This window comes from Roseovarius halotolerans (assembly GCF_900172255.1).
In the GTDB taxonomy this organism is placed as follows: domain Bacteria; phylum Pseudomonadota; class Alphaproteobacteria; order Rhodobacterales; family Rhodobacteraceae; genus Roseovarius; species Roseovarius halotolerans.
Genome location: NZ_FWFU01000003.1, coordinates 715,963 through 731,494 on the forward strand (window position 1 = coordinate 715,963; position 15,532 = coordinate 731,494).

Consider the following 15,532-nt stretch of genomic DNA (forward strand, 5'->3'; position numbering starts at 1 on the left):
TTCAATGGTTTATCAGTCTTCGGCAGCCGCTTCTTCGGCTGCGGTGCGGGCGCGGTCGCCTGCGCCCTTGGCATCGACATCGCGGTCGACGAATTCGATGATCGCCATCGGTGCCATGTCGCCATAGCGGAAACCGGCCTTCAGGACGCGAACATAGCCGCCTTGGCGGTCCTTGTAGCGTGGCCCCAGAACGTCGAACAGTTTCGCGACATACTGGTCCTGCTTGAGCTGCGACGCAGCCTGGCGGCGGGCGTGAAGATCGCCGCGTTTTCCGAGGGTTACGAGTTTCTCGATCACCCGGCGCAGTTCTTTGGCCTTGGGCAGGGTGGTCTTGATCTGCTCATGTTCGATGAGCGAGCCGGCCATGTTGGCCCACAGAGCCTTGCGGTGTTCGTGGGTCCGGTTGAGGCGGCGGTAGCCTTTTGCGTGACGCATGGTTCTTTCTCCGTTTTGCCGTCTACGGGCGATTTTGCTTTGTCTGACCGGCGATGCGTGTCACCGGCTCTCCTTGGGGCGGATGCCCGGGGTGGAAACGGTACGAAACGCGCGTTTTGTACGCCGGTTTTGCACCGAATTCCGTGGTTGCGCGGGGCGGTCCGTACAAAAGCCGGACAGCCCCGCGAATTCTTCAGAACTGGTCTTCGTATTTCTTGGCCAGGTCTTCGATATTGTCGGGCGGCCAGTCTTCGACATCCATGCCGAGGTGCAGACCCATGCCCGAGAGAACTTCCTTGATCTCGTTCAGCGACTTGCGGCCGAAGTTCGGGGTGCGCAGCATCTCGGCTTCGGTCTTCTGGATGAGGTCGCCGATATAGACGATGTTGTCGTTCTTGAGGCAGTTCGCCGAACGCACCGAGAGTTCCAGCTCGTCCACCTTCTTGAGAAGGAGCGGATTGAATTCCAGCCCTTCGTCCTCGGATTCGCGACCGGCGGACTCGGGCTCCTCGAAGTTGACGAAGATCGACAGCTGGTCCTGCAGGATGCGTGCGGCGAAGGCCACGGCGTCATCCGGCGTCAGCGAGCCGTCTGTGTCAACCTTCATGGTCAGCTTGTCATAGTCCAGAACCTGCCCTTCGCGGGTCGGCTGCACGTCATAGCTGACCTTGCGGACCGGCGAATAGATCGCGTCGATCGGGATCAGGCCGATGGGTGCATCCTCGGGCTTGTTCTTGTCGGCGGCGACATAGCCCTTGCCGGTGTTGACGGTCAGTTCCATGAACAGATCCGCACCCTCGTCGAGGTGGCAGATCACGTGTTCCTTGTTCAGGATCTCGATCCCGGCGCTGTCGGCGATATCGGCGGCGGTCACGACCGACGGCCCTTTCGCCGAGATCGACAGGCGTTTCGGCCCTTCGACTTCCATGCGCAGGGCGACGCCCTTGAGGTTCAGAACGATGTCGGTGACATCTTCGCGCACGCCTGCGACCGAGGAGAACTCGTGCAGGACGTTGTCGATCTGAACGCTGGTGATGGCGGCCCCCTGAAGCGAGGACAGCAGGACGCGCCGCAGCGCGTTGCCAAGTGTAAGGCCAAAGCCGCGTTCCAGCGGTTCGGCAACCACGGTCGCCTGACGAAGCGGGTCATTGCCCGGTTTCACGTCCAGCTGTGTCGGCTTGATCAGTTCAGCCCAGTTCTTATGGATCATGCGTTCCCTCCATTCCTGTCCCGGCTCCATGTCCAAAAGCACGGGACGCCCGAGGTTCAATATGACGGAATGGGGCCGTGCATCGCACGCGGCCCCACCTTTGAAAAAATGCTCAGACCCGGCGGCGTTTCGGCGGGCGGCAACCATTGTGAGCGATCGGCGTCACATCACGGATCGAGGTGATGTTGAAGCCGACTGCGGCCAGCGCGCGCAGCGCCGATTCACGGCCCGAACCGGGGCCCTGAACCTCGACCTCGAGGGTCTTCATGCCATGTTCCTGCGCCTTGCGGCCGGCGTCTTCGGCGGCCATCTGCGCGGCATAGGGCGTCGATTTGCGCGAGCCCTTGAAGCCCATTGTGCCGGCCGACGACCATGCGATCGCATTGCCCTGCACATCGGAGATCAGGATCTTGGTGTTGTTGAAGGAAGAGTTCACATGCGCAACGCCGGTGGCGATGTTCTTGGAAACCTTCTTTTTCGTACGACGGGTATCACGTGCCATTGGTTATGCCCTCCCTTACTTCTTCTTGCCGGCGATGGCTTTCGCCGGGCCCTTGCGGGTGCGGGCATTGGTATGGGTGCGCTGGCCGCGAACCGGCAGGTTCCGGCGGTGGCGCAGGCCACGGTAGCAACCAAGGTCCATCAGGCGCTTGATGTTCATCTGCGTCTCGCGGCGCAGGTCGCCTTCGACGGTGTGGTTGGCGTCGATATATTCGCGCAGGGCCAGGGCCTCGGCATCCGACAGCTCATTGACGCGGCGGCTCTGGTCGATGCCGGTCGCTTCGCAGATGGCCTTGGCCGAGGAATGGCCGATTCCGGTGATGTAGGTGAGGGCGATGGGAACCCGTTTGGAAGTCGGGATGTTAACGCCGGCGATACGTGCCACGTGTCATGTCCTTTCGTTGCGGTTCCGTAGCTCCAGAACCTTTTTTCACAACGTAGGCCCGGAGCGTTGCCGACCGGGCCGCAGCTGATTTCAGGTGATCGATCCGTTACGGACCAAGCCCCGCGTCAGAATCAATTCCACGCGGGATGGTGCTGGTTAGGAGCAATTGCGGTGGGCGTCAACCCCCTGCCCCCTCATTGCGCCATCATTTGCCCAGGACGGCGGTGATGGCTGCCTTGACCTCGTCGATTTCGCCCAGTCCGTTGACCGACTGAAGTTGACCCTTGGCATAGTAATAGCCGATCAGCGGCGAGGTTTTCTTGTAGTATTCCATCAGGCGCTGGCGCAGGCTGTCTTCGTTGTCGTCGGCGCGGCGCTTGAACTCGCTGCCGCCGCATTTGGTGCAGCGGCCATCCGCCGGGATCGGCTTGGTGATGTCGTTGTAGACCTCGCCGCAGCCCGCGCAGGTGGAGCGGGCGGTGATGCGGCTGACGAGCGCGTCGTCATCGACCTGCATCTCGATCACGGCGTCCAGCGTCTCGCCCTGTTCGTGCAGAAGGTCGGCCAGCGCATCGGCCTGGGCCAGAGTGCGCGGAAAGCCGTCGAAGATGAAACCACCCTTCTTGTCACCCTGGAGCTTTTCGCGGATCAGGCCGATCACGATCTCATCGGTGACAAGATCGCCACGGGCCATGACCTCGGCCACTTTGCGGCCCATTTCCGAGCCGCTGTCCTTCGCCTCGCGCAGCATGTCGCCGGTCGAGAGCTGGATCATGTCATGCGTATCCACAAGGATATGCGCCTGCGTGCCCTTGCCCGCCCCCGGCGGTCCCAGAAGAATGATGTTCATCGGCGTGTCGTCCCTTTCCTGCGAGCGCGCTTCTTGCCTTTGCCCTTGCCGCTCAGCTGCGATTTCTCGATCAGGCCCTCATATTGATGCGCCAGAAGGTGGCTTTGAACCTGCTGGATCGTGTCCATCGTCACCGACACAACGATCAGCACCGAGGTGCCGCCGAAATAGAAGGGGATGGCCAGCTGACTGCGCAGAACCTCGGGCAGGAGGCAGACAGCCGCGAGATAGGCCGAGCCGAGCACCAGAATGCGACTTACGACGTAATCCAGATATTCGGCCGTTTTCTTGCCCGGACGCACGCCGGGCACGAAGCCGTTCTGGTTCTTCAGGTTGTCGGCAACGTCGTCGGTCTTGAACGCAACGTTATAGGTGTAGAAATAGGTGAAGAACACGATCATCGCCGTGAAGAACAGCAGATACAACGGCTGGCCGGGGCCGAAATAGGCCATGATCGTGGACATGATCGGGCTGGTCTGGTTGCCCGAGAACGTGCTGATCGTTGTCGGCAGCAGCAACAGCGAGCTGGCGAAGATCGCCGGGATCACGCCCGCCGGGTTGACCTTGACCGGCAGGTGCGAGGAACCGCCGTCATAGACCTTCATGCCGACCTGGCGGCGCGGATACTGGATGTGGATCTTGCGCAGCGAGCGCTCCATGAAGACCACGAAGGCGATCACCGCGATCACCATCAGGATCACGCCGATGATGACTGCCGGGCTGACCGCGCCCGAGCGGCCCTGGCTGAAGAACTGCGCCAGGGCGGCGGGGACTTCGGCGATGATGCCGACGAAGATGATGAGCGAGATGCCGTTACCGACGCCGCGCGCGGTGATCTGCTCGCCCAGCCACATCAGGAACATGGTGCCCCCGACCAGGGTGATCATGCAGCTGGCCAGGAAAAAGAGGCCCGGATTGGTCACGAGGTCGCCGGATTGCAGGCTGACCGCGAGGCCGTAGGATTGCAGCGTCGCCAGGAACACCGTGCCGTAGCGGGTGTATTGGTTGATCTTCTTGCGGCCCTGCTCGCCCTCTTTCTTGAGCTGCTCGAGCGCGGGCACCATCGCCGTCAGAAGCTGCACGATGATCGAGGCCGAGATATAGGGCATGATGCCAAGCGCGAAGATCCCCATGCGGCCAAGCGCGCCGCCGGTGAACATCGACAGCATCCCGCCGATCGACGACGCCGCCCCTTCCATGAAGTTGCGCAGCTCGGCCCCGTCGATGCCGGGGACCGGAATGTAGGTGCCAAGGCGATAGACGATCAGGAGCGCGAGCGTGAACAAGATCCGTTTGCGGAGCTCGGTGGCCTTGCCAAGGGCGGCCCAACTGGTGTTGGCGGCCATTTGTTCTGCTGCAGATACCATTCGTGGTCTCTTTCAAGTGCCAACGCCGCCTAAAGCCGTTTTCCGGCACAGGCGGCGTTTCAGGAAAACTCAAAGATATGTAAGCGGCGCGAACACCGCCCACAACCTCTTATTCGGCCGCCTGCGCGGTTGTGACCGTCAGCGAGCCACCCGCCTTCTCGACAGCCTCGATGGCCGATTTGGACGCGCCGGTGACCTCGATCGACAGCTTGGTGCTCAGTTCGCCCTTGGCGAGGATGCGCACGCCGTCGAGCTTGCGGCGCACGAGGCCCGCTTCGATCAGCACGTCTTCGGTGACGGGGTTCTTGGCGTCGATCTTCTTGGCGTCCACGAATTTCTGGATCATGCCAAGGTTGACGACCGCGTATTGCTTGCGGTTCGGCTTGGTGAAGCCGCGCTTGGGCAGGCGCTGATAGATCGGCATCTGGCCGCCTTCAAAGCCCTTGATGGCCACACCCGAACGGGATTTCTGACCCTTGATGCCGCGGCCGGCGGTCTTGCCCTTGCCCGAGCCGGGGCCACGGGCAACGCGTTTCTTGGTCTTGGTCGCGCCGGGATTGTCGCGCAGTTCGTGAAGTTTCATGTCGCTTCTCCTGAAGCCGGATGTGACCCCCGAAGCGTGATGGGGCCAACCACGGCATGTCTTGATTGTGAGTCGTGAGCCCGAAGGCCACCCGCGGGCGTATACGGGGTGTTGACGCGCGATGCAAGGGGGCTGGCGCCGGGACGCGGTGGTCGCCGGAAACTTCGGACGTTTCCGGGCTGTTTTCCTTTGAGGAAAACGCTCCTGTCGATGCGTGGCGGGGTGAACGGCACGCCAGGCGGATATGAAAACGCCCCGGCCGTTGCGGGCCGGGGCGTCATGGCTGGTTTCCTGGCACGCCGGGTTCCCCCGGCCCTGCCTCAGCCCTTTTCTTCGATGATTTCCACCAGATGCGGGATCTTGTTGACCATGCCGCGCACGGCGGGGGTGTCTTCAAGTTCGCGCGTCTTGTGCATCTTGTTGAGCCCGAGGCCGATCAGCGTCTGGCGCTGCTTTTCCGGGCGGCGGATCGGAGAGCCGATCTGCTTGACTACGATGGTCTTTGCCATGGGTCGCTCTCCTTACGCTTCCGCGGCTTCTTTGGCCGGCGCGTCATCCTTTTTCAGGATGTCGGCGACCTTCTTGCCCCGGCGCTGTGCCACCATGCGGGGGCTGGCCTGAAACTGCAGCGCGTTCAGCGTTGCGCGGATCATGTTGTAGGGGTTCTGCGAACCGACCGACTTGGCGACCACGTCCTGAACGCCGAGCATCTCGAACACGGCACGCATCGGGCCGCCGGCGATGATGCCGGTACCGGTCGTCGCGGTGCGCATGATGATCTTGCCGGCGCCGTGACGGCCGTGGCCGTCATGGTGCAGGGTGCGACCCTCGCGCAGAGGCACGCGGATCATCTGGCGCTTGGCCTGTTCGGTGGCCTTGCGGATCGCCTCGGGCACCTCTTTGGCCTTGCCCTTGCCGAAGCCCACGCGGCCCTTCTGATCGCCCACGACCACCAGTGCCGCGAACCCGAAGCGCTTGCCGCCCTTCACGGTTTTGGACACCCGGTTGATCGCTACGAGACGATCGGCGAATTCCGGTGCTTCGTCGCGTTCGCGACGGTCACGGCGGTTATCTTGTCTTGCCATTCTCTCGTCTCCTTAGATCTTCAGACCGGCTTCGCGCGCGGCATCCGCCACGGCCTTGATACGGCCATGGAAGAGGAACCCGCCACGGTCGAACTGGGCCTCGGTGATGCCGGCTTTCTTGGCGCGCTCGGCGATGGTGCTGCCGATCTTTGCCGCCGCCTCGAGGGTGTTCTTGCCCACGAGCCCGAGATCCTTTTCGAGTGTCGAGGCCGAAGCCAGCGTCACACCGTTGAGATCGTCGATCAGCTGAACGCTGAGATTCTTGTTCGAGCGGTGAACGCTGAGGCGCGGGCGCCCGGCGTTGACCTTGCGAAGTTTGTTCCGAACGCGCAGGCGGCGTTTGAGGAACAGTTTTCTCTTGCTGTTTGCCATCTGTCGCGTCCTTTACTTCTTCTTGCCTTCCTTCTGGAAGATGTACTCGCCCTTGTAGCGGATCCCTTTGCCCTTGTAGGGCTCGGGACGGCGCCAGTCGCGGATATTGGCCGCGACCTGTCCGACGAGTTGCTTGTCATGGCCTTCGACCACCAGTTCGGTGGGCTTGGGGGCCGTGACGGTCACACCTTCCGGAACTTCGAAATCGACATCGTGGCTGAGGCCGAGGTTCAGCTTCAGGGTGTTGCCCTGCATCTGCGCCCGGTAGCCCACGCCGTTGATTTCGAGCTCTTTCTTGAAAGACTCATTCGCGCCATGCGCCATGTTGGCAAGCACGGTGCGTGTCATGCCCCATTGCTGGCGCGCCCGTTTGGACTTGCCGCGGGGGGTGACGGTGATCTGGCCATCCTCGATGACGATGGTGACATCGTCGGTCGCGGTGAAGGTCTTGGTGGCCTTCGGGCCTTTGATCTCGATGGTCTGACCCGAGAGGGTGGCGGTGACGCCATCGGGCAGAGCCACTGGTTGTTTTCCGATACGAGACATGTCCGAGCTCCTTAGAATACGGTGCAGAGCACCTCGCCGCCAACATTGGCAGCGCGCGCGGATGCATCCGACATCACACCCATCGGGGTGGAGACAATCGACACGCCCAGGCCCTGACGGACCGAAGGGATGTCCTTGACGCCCATATAGACGCGACGACCGGGTGTGGAGACCCGTTTCATCTCGCGAATGGCAGGGGCGCCTTCGAAGTATTTGAGGCTGATTTCCAAGGCCGGATGACCGTTTGCGCCGGTCGTCTTTTCATAGCCGCGGATGTAGCCTTCGTCAGCCAGCACATCCAGCACCCAGCAGCGCAGTTTCGACGCCGGGCAGGAAACGGTGGACTTGCCACGCATAGCCGCGTTGCGGATACGGGTGAGCATATCGCCGATAGGATCGTTCATTTTGCGTCCTCCTTACCAGCTCGATTTCACCATGCCGGGAGCCTGGCCATTCGAGCCAAGCTCTCGCAGGGCGATCCGCGACACTTTGAGTTTGCGATAGTAAGCATGCGGACGACCCGTCAGCTGGCAGCGGTTGTGCAACCGGGTGGCCGAGCTGTTGCGCGGCAGTTCCGCCAGCTTCAGGGAGGCGCGGAAACGCTCTTCCATCGGCTTGCTCTCGTCGTTGATGATCGCTTTCAGAGCGGCCCGCTTGGCAGCGTATTTCTCCACCAGGCGCTGACGCTTCTTCTCGCGTTCGATCATTGCTTTCTTAGCCATATCTTTCTTCTCCCGCGATCAGCTGTTGAAGGGCATGTTGAAGTGCTTCAACAGCGCCTTGGCTTCAGCGTCGGTCTTCGCCGTGGTGGCGATGATGATGTCCAGGCCCCAGACCTCGTCGACCTTGTCGTACTCGATCTCGGGGAACACGATGTGCTCCTTGATGCCGAGCGCATAGTTGCCGCGGCCATCGAAGGACTTGCCCGACACGCCGCGGAAGTCGCGGATGCGGGGCATGGCGATCGTGATCAGACGATCAAGGAAATCATACATCCGGTGGCCACGCAGGGTGACCTTGGCACCCATCGGCATGCCTTCACGGACACGGAAACCGGCGATCGAGTTCTTCGCCAGGGTCACCAGCGCCTTCTGGCCGGCGATCTGGGTCAGGTCTTCCTGGGCCGACTTGGCCTTCTTGGAATCGCGAACCGCCTCGGCGCCACAGCCGATATTCAGGACGATCTTGTCCAGGCGCGGGATCTGAAGGTCGTTGGTATAGCCGAACTCTTCTTTCAGAGCGGGCTTGATCGTGTCGCGGAACTGCACACGCAGGCGCGGGGTGTAGGTAGCTGTATCAAGCATCGATCACGTCCCCCGTGGTCTTGGCGAAGCGCACCTTCTTGTCGCCTTCGGTCTTGAAGCCGACGCGGGTGGGTTTGCCGTTCTTGTCGAGGATCGCCAGGTTGCTGAGATCAATGGGCATGGGCTGCGGAATGCGGCCGCCCTGGCTCTGCTGGCTTTGCTTGGTGTGGCGGATGGCGACGTTAACGCCGTCGACCACGGCCTTGCCGGTCTTGGGGCTGACGGAAAGGATAGAGCCTTGCTTGCCCTTGTCCTTGCCGGCCAGAACGACGACCTTGTCGCCTTTTTTCAGTTTGGCAGCCATCTTACAGCACCTCCGGGGCGAGCGAGATGATTTTCATGAACTTCTTGGCGCGCAGTTCGCGCACGACCGGCCCGAAGATACGGGTGCCGACGGGTTCATTGTTGTTGTTCAGAATGACGGCCGCGTTGCGGTCAAACCGGATGGCGGTGCCATCTTCGCGGCGGACTTCCTTGGCGGTGCGCACGACGACGGCCTTGCGGACATCGCCCTTCTTCACGCGGCCGCGCGGAATGGCCTCTTTCACGGAAACGACGATGATGTCACCCACCGACGCGTATTTCCGCTTGGAGCCACCCAGGACCTTGATGCACTGAACCCGGCGTGCGCCGGAGTTGTCAGCTACATCCAGATTGGTCTGCATCTGGATCATTTGGTTTCTCCCGACCTTTGGGGGGCATCATTGCCGTTTCCCCAGGGTTTCGCTCAAACCGGAAGGTTCAGGGGCTTACGCCTCAAGAACCTCCCAGCGTTTCGTTTTCGATTTCGGCGCGCATTCGATGATGCGAACGGAATCGCCGACCTTGAAAGCGTTCTTTTCATCGTGAGCCCGGTATTTCTTGGACTTACGGATGGTTTTCTTCAGAACCGGGTGCGTGAAGCGGCGTTCGACGGACACGGTGACGGTCTGTTCGTTGGCGTCGCTGGTCACGGTGCCTTGAAGGATACGTTTGGGCATAACTCAAGGCCTCCCTTATTCTGCGTCGACGGCAGGCGCCGCCTTTTCGTTGAGGATCGTCAGCACGCGCGCGGCGTTGCGGCGTGCAAGGCGCATCCGTGCGGGGTTCTCCAGCTGCCCGGTGGCAGCCTGAAAGCGCAGGTTGAATTGCTCTTTCTTGAGATCGGCCAGCTGTTCGCGCAGCTGGTCGGGTGTCTTGTCTCTCAGTTCGCTGGCGTTCATGTCGCCGGTTCCTTCCTCAAAACACCAGTAGGCCCCTGACGGCTGGTTCAGGGTGACCCGAGACCTGGTGGATGAATTGCAAATACACGAATCCCCGCCAAGCGGGGTATCATGGATTGCGGCTCTATACGGGACACGCGCCAGCAGGGCAAGGGAAAGTTTGCAACTTTCACCTCCGCGCGACGCACGCACCCACATCGCAACGCAAAACCCCCGCCGCTTGCGCGCCGGGGGTTTCCATTTCACTGTCTGTGCAGCGATCAGCCGGTCACCAGTCCTCGCGGACCACGATCCGGGTCTTGATCGGCAGCTTCATCGCGGCGAGGCGCAGGGCCTCCTTGGCGATGACTTCGCTGACGCCGTCGATCTCGAACATGATCCGGCCCGGCTTGACCCGTGCCGCCCAGAAATCGACCGAGCCCTTGCCTTTACCCATCCGGACTTCGGTGGGCTTCGACGTGACCGGGGTGTCCGGGAAGATCCGGATCCAGACCCGGCCCTGACGCTTCATGTGACGGGTCATCGCGCGGCGAGCCGCCTCGATCTGACGTGCCGTCACCCGCTCGGGCTGCGCCGCTTTCAGACCATAGGTGCCGAAGTTCAGATCCGAGCCGCCCTTGGCGACGCCGTGAATCCGGCCCTTGTGCTGCTTGCGGTACTTAGTGCGCTTTGGTTGTAGCATCTTTCATTCCCTCCTCAGCGACGGCCGCCGGCGCCACGCGGCGCGGGACCATCCTGGAGCTCCTGGGCCTTGCGATCGCGGGCACTTGGGTCGTGCTCCATGATCTCACCCTTGAAGATCCACACCTTGATGCCGATGATCCCGTAGGGCGTCATGGCCTCCTTGTGGGCATAATCGATATCGGCGCGCAGCGTATGCAGGGGCACGCGGCCCTCGCGATACCACTCGGTGCGCGCGATCTCGGCGCCGCCCAGACGGCCCGCCACGTTCACCCGGATCCCCAGCGACCCCATGCGCATCGCGTTCTGCACCGCGCGCTTCATGGCACGACGAAACGAAACACGGCGTTCGAGCTGCTGAGCGATCGACTCGGCGACCAGCGCCGCGTCAAGCTCGGGTTTGCGGACCTCGACGATGTTGAGGTGCAGTTCGCTTGCGGTCATCTTCGAGAGTTTCTTGCGAAGCCCCTCGATATCGGCGCCTTTCTTGCCGATGATGACACCGGGACGCGCGGTGTGGATCGTGACGCGGCACTTCTTGTGCGGACGTTCGATGATCACACGGCTGATGCCGGCCTGCTTGCACTCTTTCTCGATGAACTCGCGGATCTTGATGTCTTCCAGCAGAAGATCACCGTAATCCTTGGTGTCGGCATACCAGCGGCTGTCCCAGGTGCGGTTCACCTGAAGGCGCATGCCAATCGGATTGACTTTGTTACCCATTAGGCTTGCTCCTCAATTTGACGCACCTTGATCGTCAGTTCCGAGAACGGCTTGCGCAGCGCGCCGAACCGGCCGCGGGCACGGGGGCGACCCCGTTTCATGACCAGGTTCTTGCCCACGTAGGCCTCGGCGACGATCAGCTCGTCCACATCGAGGTTGTGGTTGTTCTCGGCGTTGGCGATGGCGGACTGAAGGCACTTGCGCACATCGTCCGCGATCCGCTTCTTCGAGAAGGTCAGATCGTTCAGCGCCTTGTCCACCTTCTTGCCGCGGATCATCGCGGCCACCAGGTTGAGTTTCTGCGGGCTGGTGCGAAGCATGCGCAGCTTTGCCATTGCTTCGTTTTCTGCCACGCGGCGGGGGTTCTTTTCCTTGCCCATGACTTACTTCCGCTTCGCTTTTTTGTCGGCCGCGTGCCCGTAATAGGTGCGAGTCGGCGAATATTCACCGAATTTCTGACCGATCATGTCTTCGGATACGTTGACGGGAACATGCTTGTGCCCGTTATAGACGCCGAACGTCAGGCCCACGAACTGGGGCAGGATGGTCGAACGGCGCGACCAGATCTTGATGACTTCGTTACGCCCGCTTTCGCGCGATGCCTCGGCCTTTTTCAGGACGTAGGCATCAACAAACGGGCCTTTCCATACAGAACGTGCCATGTGTTAGCGGCCCTTCTTGCGTGCGTGACGCGAGCGCAGGATAAGTTTCTGCGACGCCTTGTTCTTGTTGCGGGTGCGCGCGCCCTTGGTGGGCTTGCCCCAGGGGGTCACCGGGTGACGACCACCCGAAGTCCGCCCCTCACCACCACCATGGGGGTGATCGATCGGGTTCATCACGACACCGCGCACCGACGGGCGCTTGCCCATGTGACGCGAACGGCCGGCCTTGCCGAAGTTCTGGTTCGAATTGTCAGGGTTCGACACGGCACCGACGGTGGCCTTGCATTCCTGGCGCACCATGCGCAGCTCGCCCGAACTCAGGCGGATCTGGGCATAGCCACCATCACGGCCGACGAACTGGGCATAGGTGCCCGCGGCGCGTGCGATCTGACCGCCCTTGCCGGGCTTCAGTTCGATATTGTGGACGATCGTGCCGATCGGCATCCCCGAGAAGGGCATGCAGTTGCCGGGCTTGATGTCGACCTTGGCGCCGGCGACGATCTTGTCGCCGATGGCCAGACGCTGCGGCGCCAGCACATAGGCCTGCTCGCCATCGTCATACTTGACGAGCGCGATAAAGGCGGTCCGGTTCGGGTCATATTCGATCCGCTCGACGGTGGCCGCCACATCGAATTTGTTACGTTTGAAATCGACGATCCGGTAGAGGCGTTTCGCCCCGCCCCCGCGTCGCCGCGAGGTAATCCGCCCGGTGTTGTTACGGCCGCCCGACTTCGTCAGACCCTCGGTGAGGGCTTTGACGGGACGTCCTTTCCACAGCTCCGAACGGTCGATCAGCACCAGCCCACGCTGGCCCGGCGTCGTCGGCTTATACGACTTGAGTGCCATGCTTTCTGTCTTCCGTTTGCTAACGGCGAAGGCCCTTCGGGCATCTCCGCCTATGTTCAAGCCCCCTCTTGAAAGGTGGCCGGTTTATAGGGCCCCGAAGGTCCCCGGTTAGGGTTGCTCTTGCGAACAACAGCGAAGCCCCGGACGAATCCGGGGCCTTGCGGATGGTGTCTGATAAGGGAGCATGCATGGCGGGTCAAGGGGGTGAGGCCCGAAAATAAAGGCCCATCGGCCCCTGCGCGCACTTGCCCGCTCACCGATCCGCCTGCCCCTTCATCTGGCCTGAAATACCTCGGGGGGTCCGGGGGGCAGGCCCCCCGGCCTCGGCCTGCGCCAGGACGCGCCCTGCCCCGGAACGCACGAACCCCGGCCACTTTCGCAGCCGGGGTTCCTATCCTTCGGGCGGGGCATCGCCCCGGCCACGATCACAGACCGGTGGTCACGTCGATCGTGTTGCCTTCTTCCAGCGTCACATAGGCCTTCTTCACGTCGTTGCGACGGCCCTGCACGCCGCGAAAGCGCTTCTGCTTGCCCTTGGTGATCGTGGTGTTCACAGCCTTGACCTTGACACCAAAGAGCGCCTCGACGGCCTCCTTGATCTGCGGCTTGTTGCTGTCCATCGCCACCTCGAACACGACCGCGCCGTTTTCCGACGCCATCGTGGCTTTCTCGGTGATCACCGGTTTGCGGATCACGTCGTAATGTTCGGGTTTCGCGCTCATTTCAGACGAGCCTCCAGTGCTTCGACACCCGCCTTCGTGAGCACCAGCGTGTCACGCTTGAGGATGTCATAGACATTCGCGCCCATCGACGGCAGCACATCGAGACCCTCGATATTGGCCGCGGCACGGGCGAAATCGGCATTCACCTCGGCCCCGTCGATGATCAGCGCACGCTTCCAGCCCAGGTCGCGCACCAGCTTGGCGAGCGTCTTGGTCTTGCCGTCCGACGCGGCGGTGTCCAGCACCACCAGCTCGCCGGCTTTCGCCTTGGCGCTCAGCGCGTGCTTGAGACCCAGCTGGCGGACCTTCTTGGGCAGATCATGCGCATGGCTGCGCGGTGTCGGGCCCTTGTAGATACCACCCTTGCGGAAGATCGGTGCGTTGCGGTCACCGTGGCGTGCGCCGCCGGTGCCCTTTTGGCGATAGATCTTCTTCGTGGAATACGAAGTCTCGGACCGGGTCTTGACCTTGTGGGTGCCGGCCTGCGCCTTGTTGCGCTGCCAGCGGACCACGCGGTGCAGGATGTCGGCGCGCGGTTCCAGGCCGAAGATATCTTCGCCCAGGTCGACCGAGCCGGCCTTCTTGCCGTCCAGTTTGATGACGTCGAGTTTCATGTCACTCGCCTTCCTTCTTCTCGGCTTCGGCCTCGGCCTCGGCAGCGGCTTCTTCCGCGGCCTGCTCGGCTGCGGCGGCTGCTGCGGCGGCTTCTTCCTCGGCGGCGGCCTGTGCGGCGGCTTCCTCGGCGGCCTTGGCGGCTTCATCGGCGGCCGACTTCAGCGCGGCGGGCAGGATCGCGTTCTCGGGGAAGGGTTTCTTCACCGCGTCCTTGATCGTGACCCAGCCACCCTTGGAACCGGGAACCGCACCCTTGACCATGATCAGGCCCCGCTCGGCATCCGTGCGGACAACCTGCAGGTTCTGCGTGGTCACGCGGGCGGCGCCCATATGGCCTGCCATCTTCTTGCCCTTGAACACGCGGCCCGGATCCTGACACTGACCCGTCGAGCCGTGCGAACGGTGGCTGATCGACACGCCGTGGGTCATTTCCAGACCCCGGAAGTTGTGCCGCTTCATCGCACCGGCAAAACCCTTACCGATCGAGGTGCCGCAGACATCCACGAACTGACCTTCGAAGTAATGGTCAGCGGTGATCTCCTCGCCCACGGCGATCATGTTCTCGGGCGCAACGCGGAATTCCGCGACCTTGCGCTTGGGCTCGACCTTGGCCGAGGCGAAATGACCGCGCATGGCCTGCGAGACCCGCTTGGCCTTGATGGAACCCGAGCCCAGCTGAACCGCGGAATAACCGTGATTCTCGGGCGTGCGTTGGGCGACGACCTGCAGCTTGTCCAGTTGAAGAACGGTGACAGGAACCTGCCGGCCGTCATCCATGAACAGCCGGGTCATGCCGACTTTCTTGGCGATAACACCAGAGCGCAACATCAACTTGCCCTCCTCAAACCGAAATCTGCACGTCCACGCCGGCGGCGAGGTCGAGCTTCATGAGCGCGTCCACCGTCTGCGGCGTCGGATCGACAATGTCGAGAAGACGCTTATGCGTCCGGATCTCGAACTGATCGCGGGATTTCTTGTTCACGTGGGGTCCGCGAAGGACCGTGAATTTCTCGATCTTGTTCGGCAGCGGAATCGGTCCGCGGACCTCGGCACCCGTCCGTTTGGCGGTGTTCACGATTTCCTGCGTGCTGGCATCCAGGACGCGGTAATCGAATGCCTTCAGCCGAATGCGAATATTTTGACTTTGCATCAGTCTGGCCTTTCACGGCGTTTGAGTTGATAGGAGGAAGGCCGGAGCATCCAGCCCCCCTCGTCGAACCTTTCCCCGGTTATCCGGGGGAAATTCCGGGTGTGCCCCGGAACCTCGCTGTCTTGTGGCACGGTCGCGGGTCAGCCCCGCGACCGCATGGTGTCTGCGATCACTCGATGATCTTGGAGACGACGCCGGCGCCGACGGTGCGGCCGCCTTCGCGGATGGCGAAGCGCAGGCCGTCTTCCATGGCGATCGGCGCGATCAGCTCGACCTCGAAGGACACGTTGTCG

At 62.1% G+C, this 15,532-nt stretch carries 28 protein-coding genes; all 28 read right to left on the minus strand.

Features of this window, described 5'->3' with window-relative positions; genetic code table 11:
• Nucleotides 1-12: 12 nt before the first annotated feature.
• The gene (gene rplQ, locus ROH8110_RS14600; RefSeq protein WP_085818437.1) at nucleotides 13-435 is read right to left on the minus strand and encodes a 50S ribosomal protein L17; all 423 of its coding nucleotides are present in this window, start codon (nucleotides 433-435) and stop codon (nucleotides 13-15) included.
• Between the two features lie 193 nt (nucleotides 436-628).
• Entirely contained in the window at nucleotides 629-1,645 is a 1,017-nt protein-coding gene (locus ROH8110_RS14605; protein ID WP_085818438.1) for a DNA-directed RNA polymerase subunit alpha, read from the minus strand.
• Nucleotides 1,646-1,757: 112 nt separating this feature from the next.
• The gene (rpsK, locus tag ROH8110_RS14610) at nucleotides 1,758-2,147 is read right to left on the minus strand and encodes a 30S ribosomal protein S11 (protein WP_007817184.1); all 390 of its coding nucleotides are present in this window, start codon (nucleotides 2,145-2,147) and stop codon (nucleotides 1,758-1,760) included.
• Nucleotides 2,148-2,162: 15 nt separating this feature from the next.
• A complete protein-coding gene (rpsM, locus tag ROH8110_RS14615) occupies nucleotides 2,163-2,531 on the minus strand; it encodes a 30S ribosomal protein S13 (protein ID WP_085818439.1) in 369 nt (122 codons plus the stop codon).
• A 205-nt stretch (nucleotides 2,532-2,736) separates the two neighbouring features.
• A complete protein-coding gene (locus tag ROH8110_RS14620) occupies nucleotides 2,737-3,381 on the minus strand; it encodes an adenylate kinase (protein WP_085818440.1) in 645 nt (214 codons plus the stop codon).
• Nucleotides 3,378-4,748 (minus strand): preprotein translocase subunit SecY, encoded by a 1,371-nt coding sequence (secY, locus tag ROH8110_RS14625; protein WP_085818441.1) that lies wholly within the window; start codon nucleotides 4,746-4,748, stop codon nucleotides 3,378-3,380. The genes ROH8110_RS14620 and secY overlap by 4 nt, the downstream gene beginning before the upstream one ends.
• Nucleotides 4,749-4,857: 109 nt before the next feature.
• Nucleotides 4,858-5,331: a 50S ribosomal protein L15 gene (gene rplO, locus ROH8110_RS14630; RefSeq protein ID WP_085818442.1), complete on the minus strand. Its 474-nt coding sequence runs from the start codon at nucleotides 5,329-5,331 to the stop codon at nucleotides 4,858-4,860.
• A gap of 320 nt (nucleotides 5,332-5,651) precedes the next feature.
• Nucleotides 5,652-5,840 carry a 50S ribosomal protein L30 gene (rpmD, locus tag ROH8110_RS14635; protein WP_085818443.1) on the minus strand — a complete coding sequence of 63 codons (189 nt, stop codon included), beginning with the start codon at nucleotides 5,838-5,840 and terminating at the stop codon, nucleotides 5,652-5,654.
• A gap of 12 nt (nucleotides 5,841-5,852) precedes the next feature.
• On the minus strand, nucleotides 5,853-6,416 hold the full coding sequence (rpsE, locus tag ROH8110_RS14640) for a 30S ribosomal protein S5 (RefSeq protein WP_085818444.1): 564 nt from the start codon (nucleotides 6,414-6,416) through the stop codon (nucleotides 5,853-5,855).
• Nucleotides 6,417-6,428: 12 nt separating this feature from the next.
• Nucleotides 6,429-6,788 (minus strand): 50S ribosomal protein L18, encoded by a 360-nt coding sequence (gene rplR, locus ROH8110_RS14645; RefSeq protein ID WP_085818445.1) that lies wholly within the window; start codon nucleotides 6,786-6,788, stop codon nucleotides 6,429-6,431.
• A gap of 12 nt (nucleotides 6,789-6,800) precedes the next feature.
• Nucleotides 6,801-7,334: a 50S ribosomal protein L6 gene (rplF, locus tag ROH8110_RS14650; RefSeq protein ID WP_085818446.1), complete on the minus strand. Its 534-nt coding sequence runs from the start codon at nucleotides 7,332-7,334 to the stop codon at nucleotides 6,801-6,803.
• Nucleotides 7,335-7,345: 11 nt separating this feature from the next.
• Nucleotides 7,346-7,738 carry a 30S ribosomal protein S8 gene (rpsH, locus tag ROH8110_RS14655; protein ID WP_085818447.1) on the minus strand — a complete coding sequence of 131 codons (393 nt, stop codon included), beginning with the start codon at nucleotides 7,736-7,738 and terminating at the stop codon, nucleotides 7,346-7,348.
• Nucleotides 7,739-7,750: 12 nt separating this feature from the next.
• Entirely contained in the window at nucleotides 7,751-8,056 is a 306-nt protein-coding gene (rpsN, locus tag ROH8110_RS14660) for a 30S ribosomal protein S14 (RefSeq protein ID WP_085818448.1), read from the minus strand.
• A gap of 18 nt (nucleotides 8,057-8,074) precedes the next feature.
• Entirely contained in the window at nucleotides 8,075-8,638 is a 564-nt protein-coding gene (gene rplE / locus ROH8110_RS14665) for a 50S ribosomal protein L5 (protein WP_085818449.1), read from the minus strand.
• Complete coding sequence (gene rplX / locus ROH8110_RS14670; RefSeq protein ID WP_085818450.1) at nucleotides 8,631-8,942, minus strand: 50S ribosomal protein L24; 312 nt, start codon at nucleotides 8,940-8,942, stop codon at nucleotides 8,631-8,633. The genes rplE and rplX overlap by 8 nt, the downstream gene beginning before the upstream one ends.
• A 1-nt stretch (nucleotide 8,943) precedes the next feature.
• Nucleotides 8,944-9,312 (minus strand): 50S ribosomal protein L14, encoded by a 369-nt coding sequence (rplN, locus tag ROH8110_RS14675; RefSeq protein ID WP_073033610.1) that lies wholly within the window; start codon nucleotides 9,310-9,312, stop codon nucleotides 8,944-8,946.
• 75 nt (nucleotides 9,313-9,387) lie between these two features.
• Complete coding sequence (rpsQ, locus tag ROH8110_RS14680) at nucleotides 9,388-9,618, minus strand: 30S ribosomal protein S17 (RefSeq protein ID WP_010437084.1); 231 nt, start codon at nucleotides 9,616-9,618, stop codon at nucleotides 9,388-9,390.
• Nucleotides 9,619-9,633: 15 nt separating this feature from the next.
• Nucleotides 9,634-9,840: a 50S ribosomal protein L29 gene (gene rpmC / locus ROH8110_RS14685; RefSeq protein WP_085818451.1), complete on the minus strand. Its 207-nt coding sequence runs from the start codon at nucleotides 9,838-9,840 to the stop codon at nucleotides 9,634-9,636.
• Nucleotides 9,841-10,108: 268 nt separating this feature from the next.
• The gene (gene rplP / locus ROH8110_RS14690) at nucleotides 10,109-10,522 is read right to left on the minus strand and encodes a 50S ribosomal protein L16 (RefSeq protein ID WP_085818452.1); all 414 of its coding nucleotides are present in this window, start codon (nucleotides 10,520-10,522) and stop codon (nucleotides 10,109-10,111) included.
• Nucleotides 10,523-10,536: 14 nt separating this feature from the next.
• On the minus strand, nucleotides 10,537-11,244 hold the full coding sequence (gene rpsC, locus ROH8110_RS14695) for a 30S ribosomal protein S3 (protein ID WP_085818453.1): 708 nt from the start codon (nucleotides 11,242-11,244) through the stop codon (nucleotides 10,537-10,539).
• Nucleotides 11,244-11,624 carry a 50S ribosomal protein L22 gene (rplV, locus tag ROH8110_RS14700; protein WP_085818454.1) on the minus strand — a complete coding sequence of 127 codons (381 nt, stop codon included), beginning with the start codon at nucleotides 11,622-11,624 and terminating at the stop codon, nucleotides 11,244-11,246. Before rplV ends, rpsC begins: the two co-directional genes overlap by 1 nt.
• 3 nt (nucleotides 11,625-11,627) lie before the next feature.
• Nucleotides 11,628-11,906: a 30S ribosomal protein S19 gene (gene rpsS / locus ROH8110_RS14705; RefSeq protein WP_085818455.1), complete on the minus strand. Its 279-nt coding sequence runs from the start codon at nucleotides 11,904-11,906 to the stop codon at nucleotides 11,628-11,630.
• 3 nt (nucleotides 11,907-11,909) lie between these two features.
• Nucleotides 11,910-12,752: a 50S ribosomal protein L2 gene (rplB, locus tag ROH8110_RS14710; RefSeq protein WP_085818456.1), complete on the minus strand. Its 843-nt coding sequence runs from the start codon at nucleotides 12,750-12,752 to the stop codon at nucleotides 11,910-11,912.
• 425 nt (nucleotides 12,753-13,177) lie between these two features.
• Complete coding sequence (locus ROH8110_RS14715; protein WP_085818457.1) at nucleotides 13,178-13,474, minus strand: 50S ribosomal protein L23; 297 nt, start codon at nucleotides 13,472-13,474, stop codon at nucleotides 13,178-13,180.
• Entirely contained in the window at nucleotides 13,471-14,088 is a 618-nt protein-coding gene (rplD, locus tag ROH8110_RS14720) for a 50S ribosomal protein L4 (RefSeq protein WP_085818458.1), read from the minus strand. Before rplD ends, ROH8110_RS14715 begins: the two co-directional genes overlap by 4 nt.
• A gap of 1 nt (nucleotide 14,089) precedes the next feature.
• Complete coding sequence (gene rplC / locus ROH8110_RS14725) at nucleotides 14,090-14,917, minus strand: 50S ribosomal protein L3 (RefSeq protein ID WP_085818459.1); 828 nt, start codon at nucleotides 14,915-14,917, stop codon at nucleotides 14,090-14,092.
• Nucleotides 14,918-14,930: 13 nt separating this feature from the next.
• Nucleotides 14,931-15,239, minus strand: a complete 309-nt coding sequence (gene rpsJ / locus ROH8110_RS14730) for a 30S ribosomal protein S10 (protein ID WP_007817142.1) — start codon at nucleotides 15,237-15,239, stop codon at nucleotides 14,931-14,933.
• Between the two features lie 169 nt (nucleotides 15,240-15,408).
• The coding region (locus ROH8110_RS14735; RefSeq protein WP_503167789.1) for an EF-Tu C-terminal domain-related protein at nucleotides 15,409-15,532 on the minus strand (124 nt) is incomplete at its 5' end.

Bases quoted from the DNA above. Each gene is read 5' to 3' on its own strand.
- rplX (WP_085818450.1), bottom strand. From the start codon at position 8,942: ATGGCTGCCAAACTGAAAAAAGGCGACAAGGTCGTCGTTCTGGCCGGC.
- rpmD (WP_085818443.1), bottom strand. From the start codon at position 5,840: ATGGCAAAGACCATCGTAGTCAAGCAGATCGGCTCTCCGATCCGCCGC.
- rpsH (WP_085818447.1), bottom strand. From the start codon at position 7,738: ATGAACGATCCTATCGGCGATATGCTCACCCGTATCCGCAACGCGGCT.
- rpsQ (WP_010437084.1), bottom strand. From the start codon at position 9,618: ATGCCCAAACGTATCCTTCAAGGCACCGTGACCAGCGACGCCAACGAA.
- rplO (WP_085818442.1), bottom strand. From the start codon at position 5,331: ATGAAACTTCACGAACTGCGCGACAATCCCGGCGCGACCAAGACCAAG.
- rpsJ (WP_007817142.1), bottom strand. From the start codon at position 15,239: ATGCAAAGTCAAAATATTCGCATTCGGCTGAAGGCATTCGATTACCGC.
- rpmC (WP_085818451.1), bottom strand. From the start codon at position 9,840: ATGAACGCCAGCGAACTGAGAGACAAGACACCCGACCAGCTGCGCGAA.
- rpsE (WP_085818444.1), bottom strand. From the start codon at position 6,416: ATGGCAAGACAAGATAACCGCCGTGACCGTCGCGAACGCGACGAAGCA.
- rplV (WP_085818454.1), bottom strand. From the start codon at position 11,624: ATGGGCAAGGAAAAGAACCCCCGCCGCGTGGCAGAAAACGAAGCAATG.
- ROH8110_RS14620 (WP_085818440.1), bottom strand. From the start codon at position 3,381: ATGAACATCATTCTTCTGGGACCGCCGGGGGCGGGCAAGGGCACGCAG.
- rpsS (WP_085818455.1), bottom strand. From the start codon at position 11,906: ATGGCACGTTCTGTATGGAAAGGCCCGTTTGTTGATGCCTACGTCCTG.
- rpsK (WP_007817184.1), bottom strand. From the start codon at position 2,147: ATGGCACGTGATACCCGTCGTACGAAAAAGAAGGTTTCCAAGAACATC.
- rplB (WP_085818456.1), bottom strand. From the start codon at position 12,752: ATGGCACTCAAGTCGTATAAGCCGACGACGCCGGGCCAGCGTGGGCTG.
- ROH8110_RS14605 (WP_085818438.1), bottom strand. From the start codon at position 1,645: ATGATCCATAAGAACTGGGCTGAACTGATCAAGCCGACACAGCTGGAC.
- ROH8110_RS14715 (WP_085818457.1), bottom strand. From the start codon at position 13,474: ATGAGCGCGAAACCCGAACATTACGACGTGATCCGCAAACCGGTGATC.
- rplF (WP_085818446.1), bottom strand. From the start codon at position 7,334: ATGTCTCGTATCGGAAAACAACCAGTGGCTCTGCCCGATGGCGTCACC.
- rplP (WP_085818452.1), bottom strand. From the start codon at position 10,522: ATGCTACAACCAAAGCGCACTAAGTACCGCAAGCAGCACAAGGGCCGG.
- rplN (WP_073033610.1), bottom strand. From the start codon at position 9,312: ATGATCCAGATGCAGACCAATCTGGATGTAGCTGACAACTCCGGCGCA.
- rpsC (WP_085818453.1), bottom strand. From the start codon at position 11,244: ATGGGTAACAAAGTCAATCCGATTGGCATGCGCCTTCAGGTGAACCGC.
- secY (WP_085818441.1), bottom strand. From the start codon at position 4,748: ATGGTATCTGCAGCAGAACAAATGGCCGCCAACACCAGTTGGGCCGCC.
- rplE (WP_085818449.1), bottom strand. From the start codon at position 8,638: ATGCTTGATACAGCTACCTACACCCCGCGCCTGCGTGTGCAGTTCCGC.
- rpsN (WP_085818448.1), bottom strand. From the start codon at position 8,056: ATGGCTAAGAAAGCAATGATCGAACGCGAGAAGAAGCGTCAGCGCCTG.
- rplR (WP_085818445.1), bottom strand. From the start codon at position 6,788: ATGGCAAACAGCAAGAGAAAACTGTTCCTCAAACGCCGCCTGCGCGTT.
- rplQ (WP_085818437.1), bottom strand. From the start codon at position 435: ATGCGTCACGCAAAAGGCTACCGCCGCCTCAACCGGACCCACGAACAC.
- rplD (WP_085818458.1), bottom strand. From the start codon at position 14,088: ATGAAACTCGACGTCATCAAACTGGACGGCAAGAAGGCCGGCTCGGTC.
- rplC (WP_085818459.1), bottom strand. From the start codon at position 14,917: ATGTTGCGCTCTGGTGTTATCGCCAAGAAAGTCGGCATGACCCGGCTG.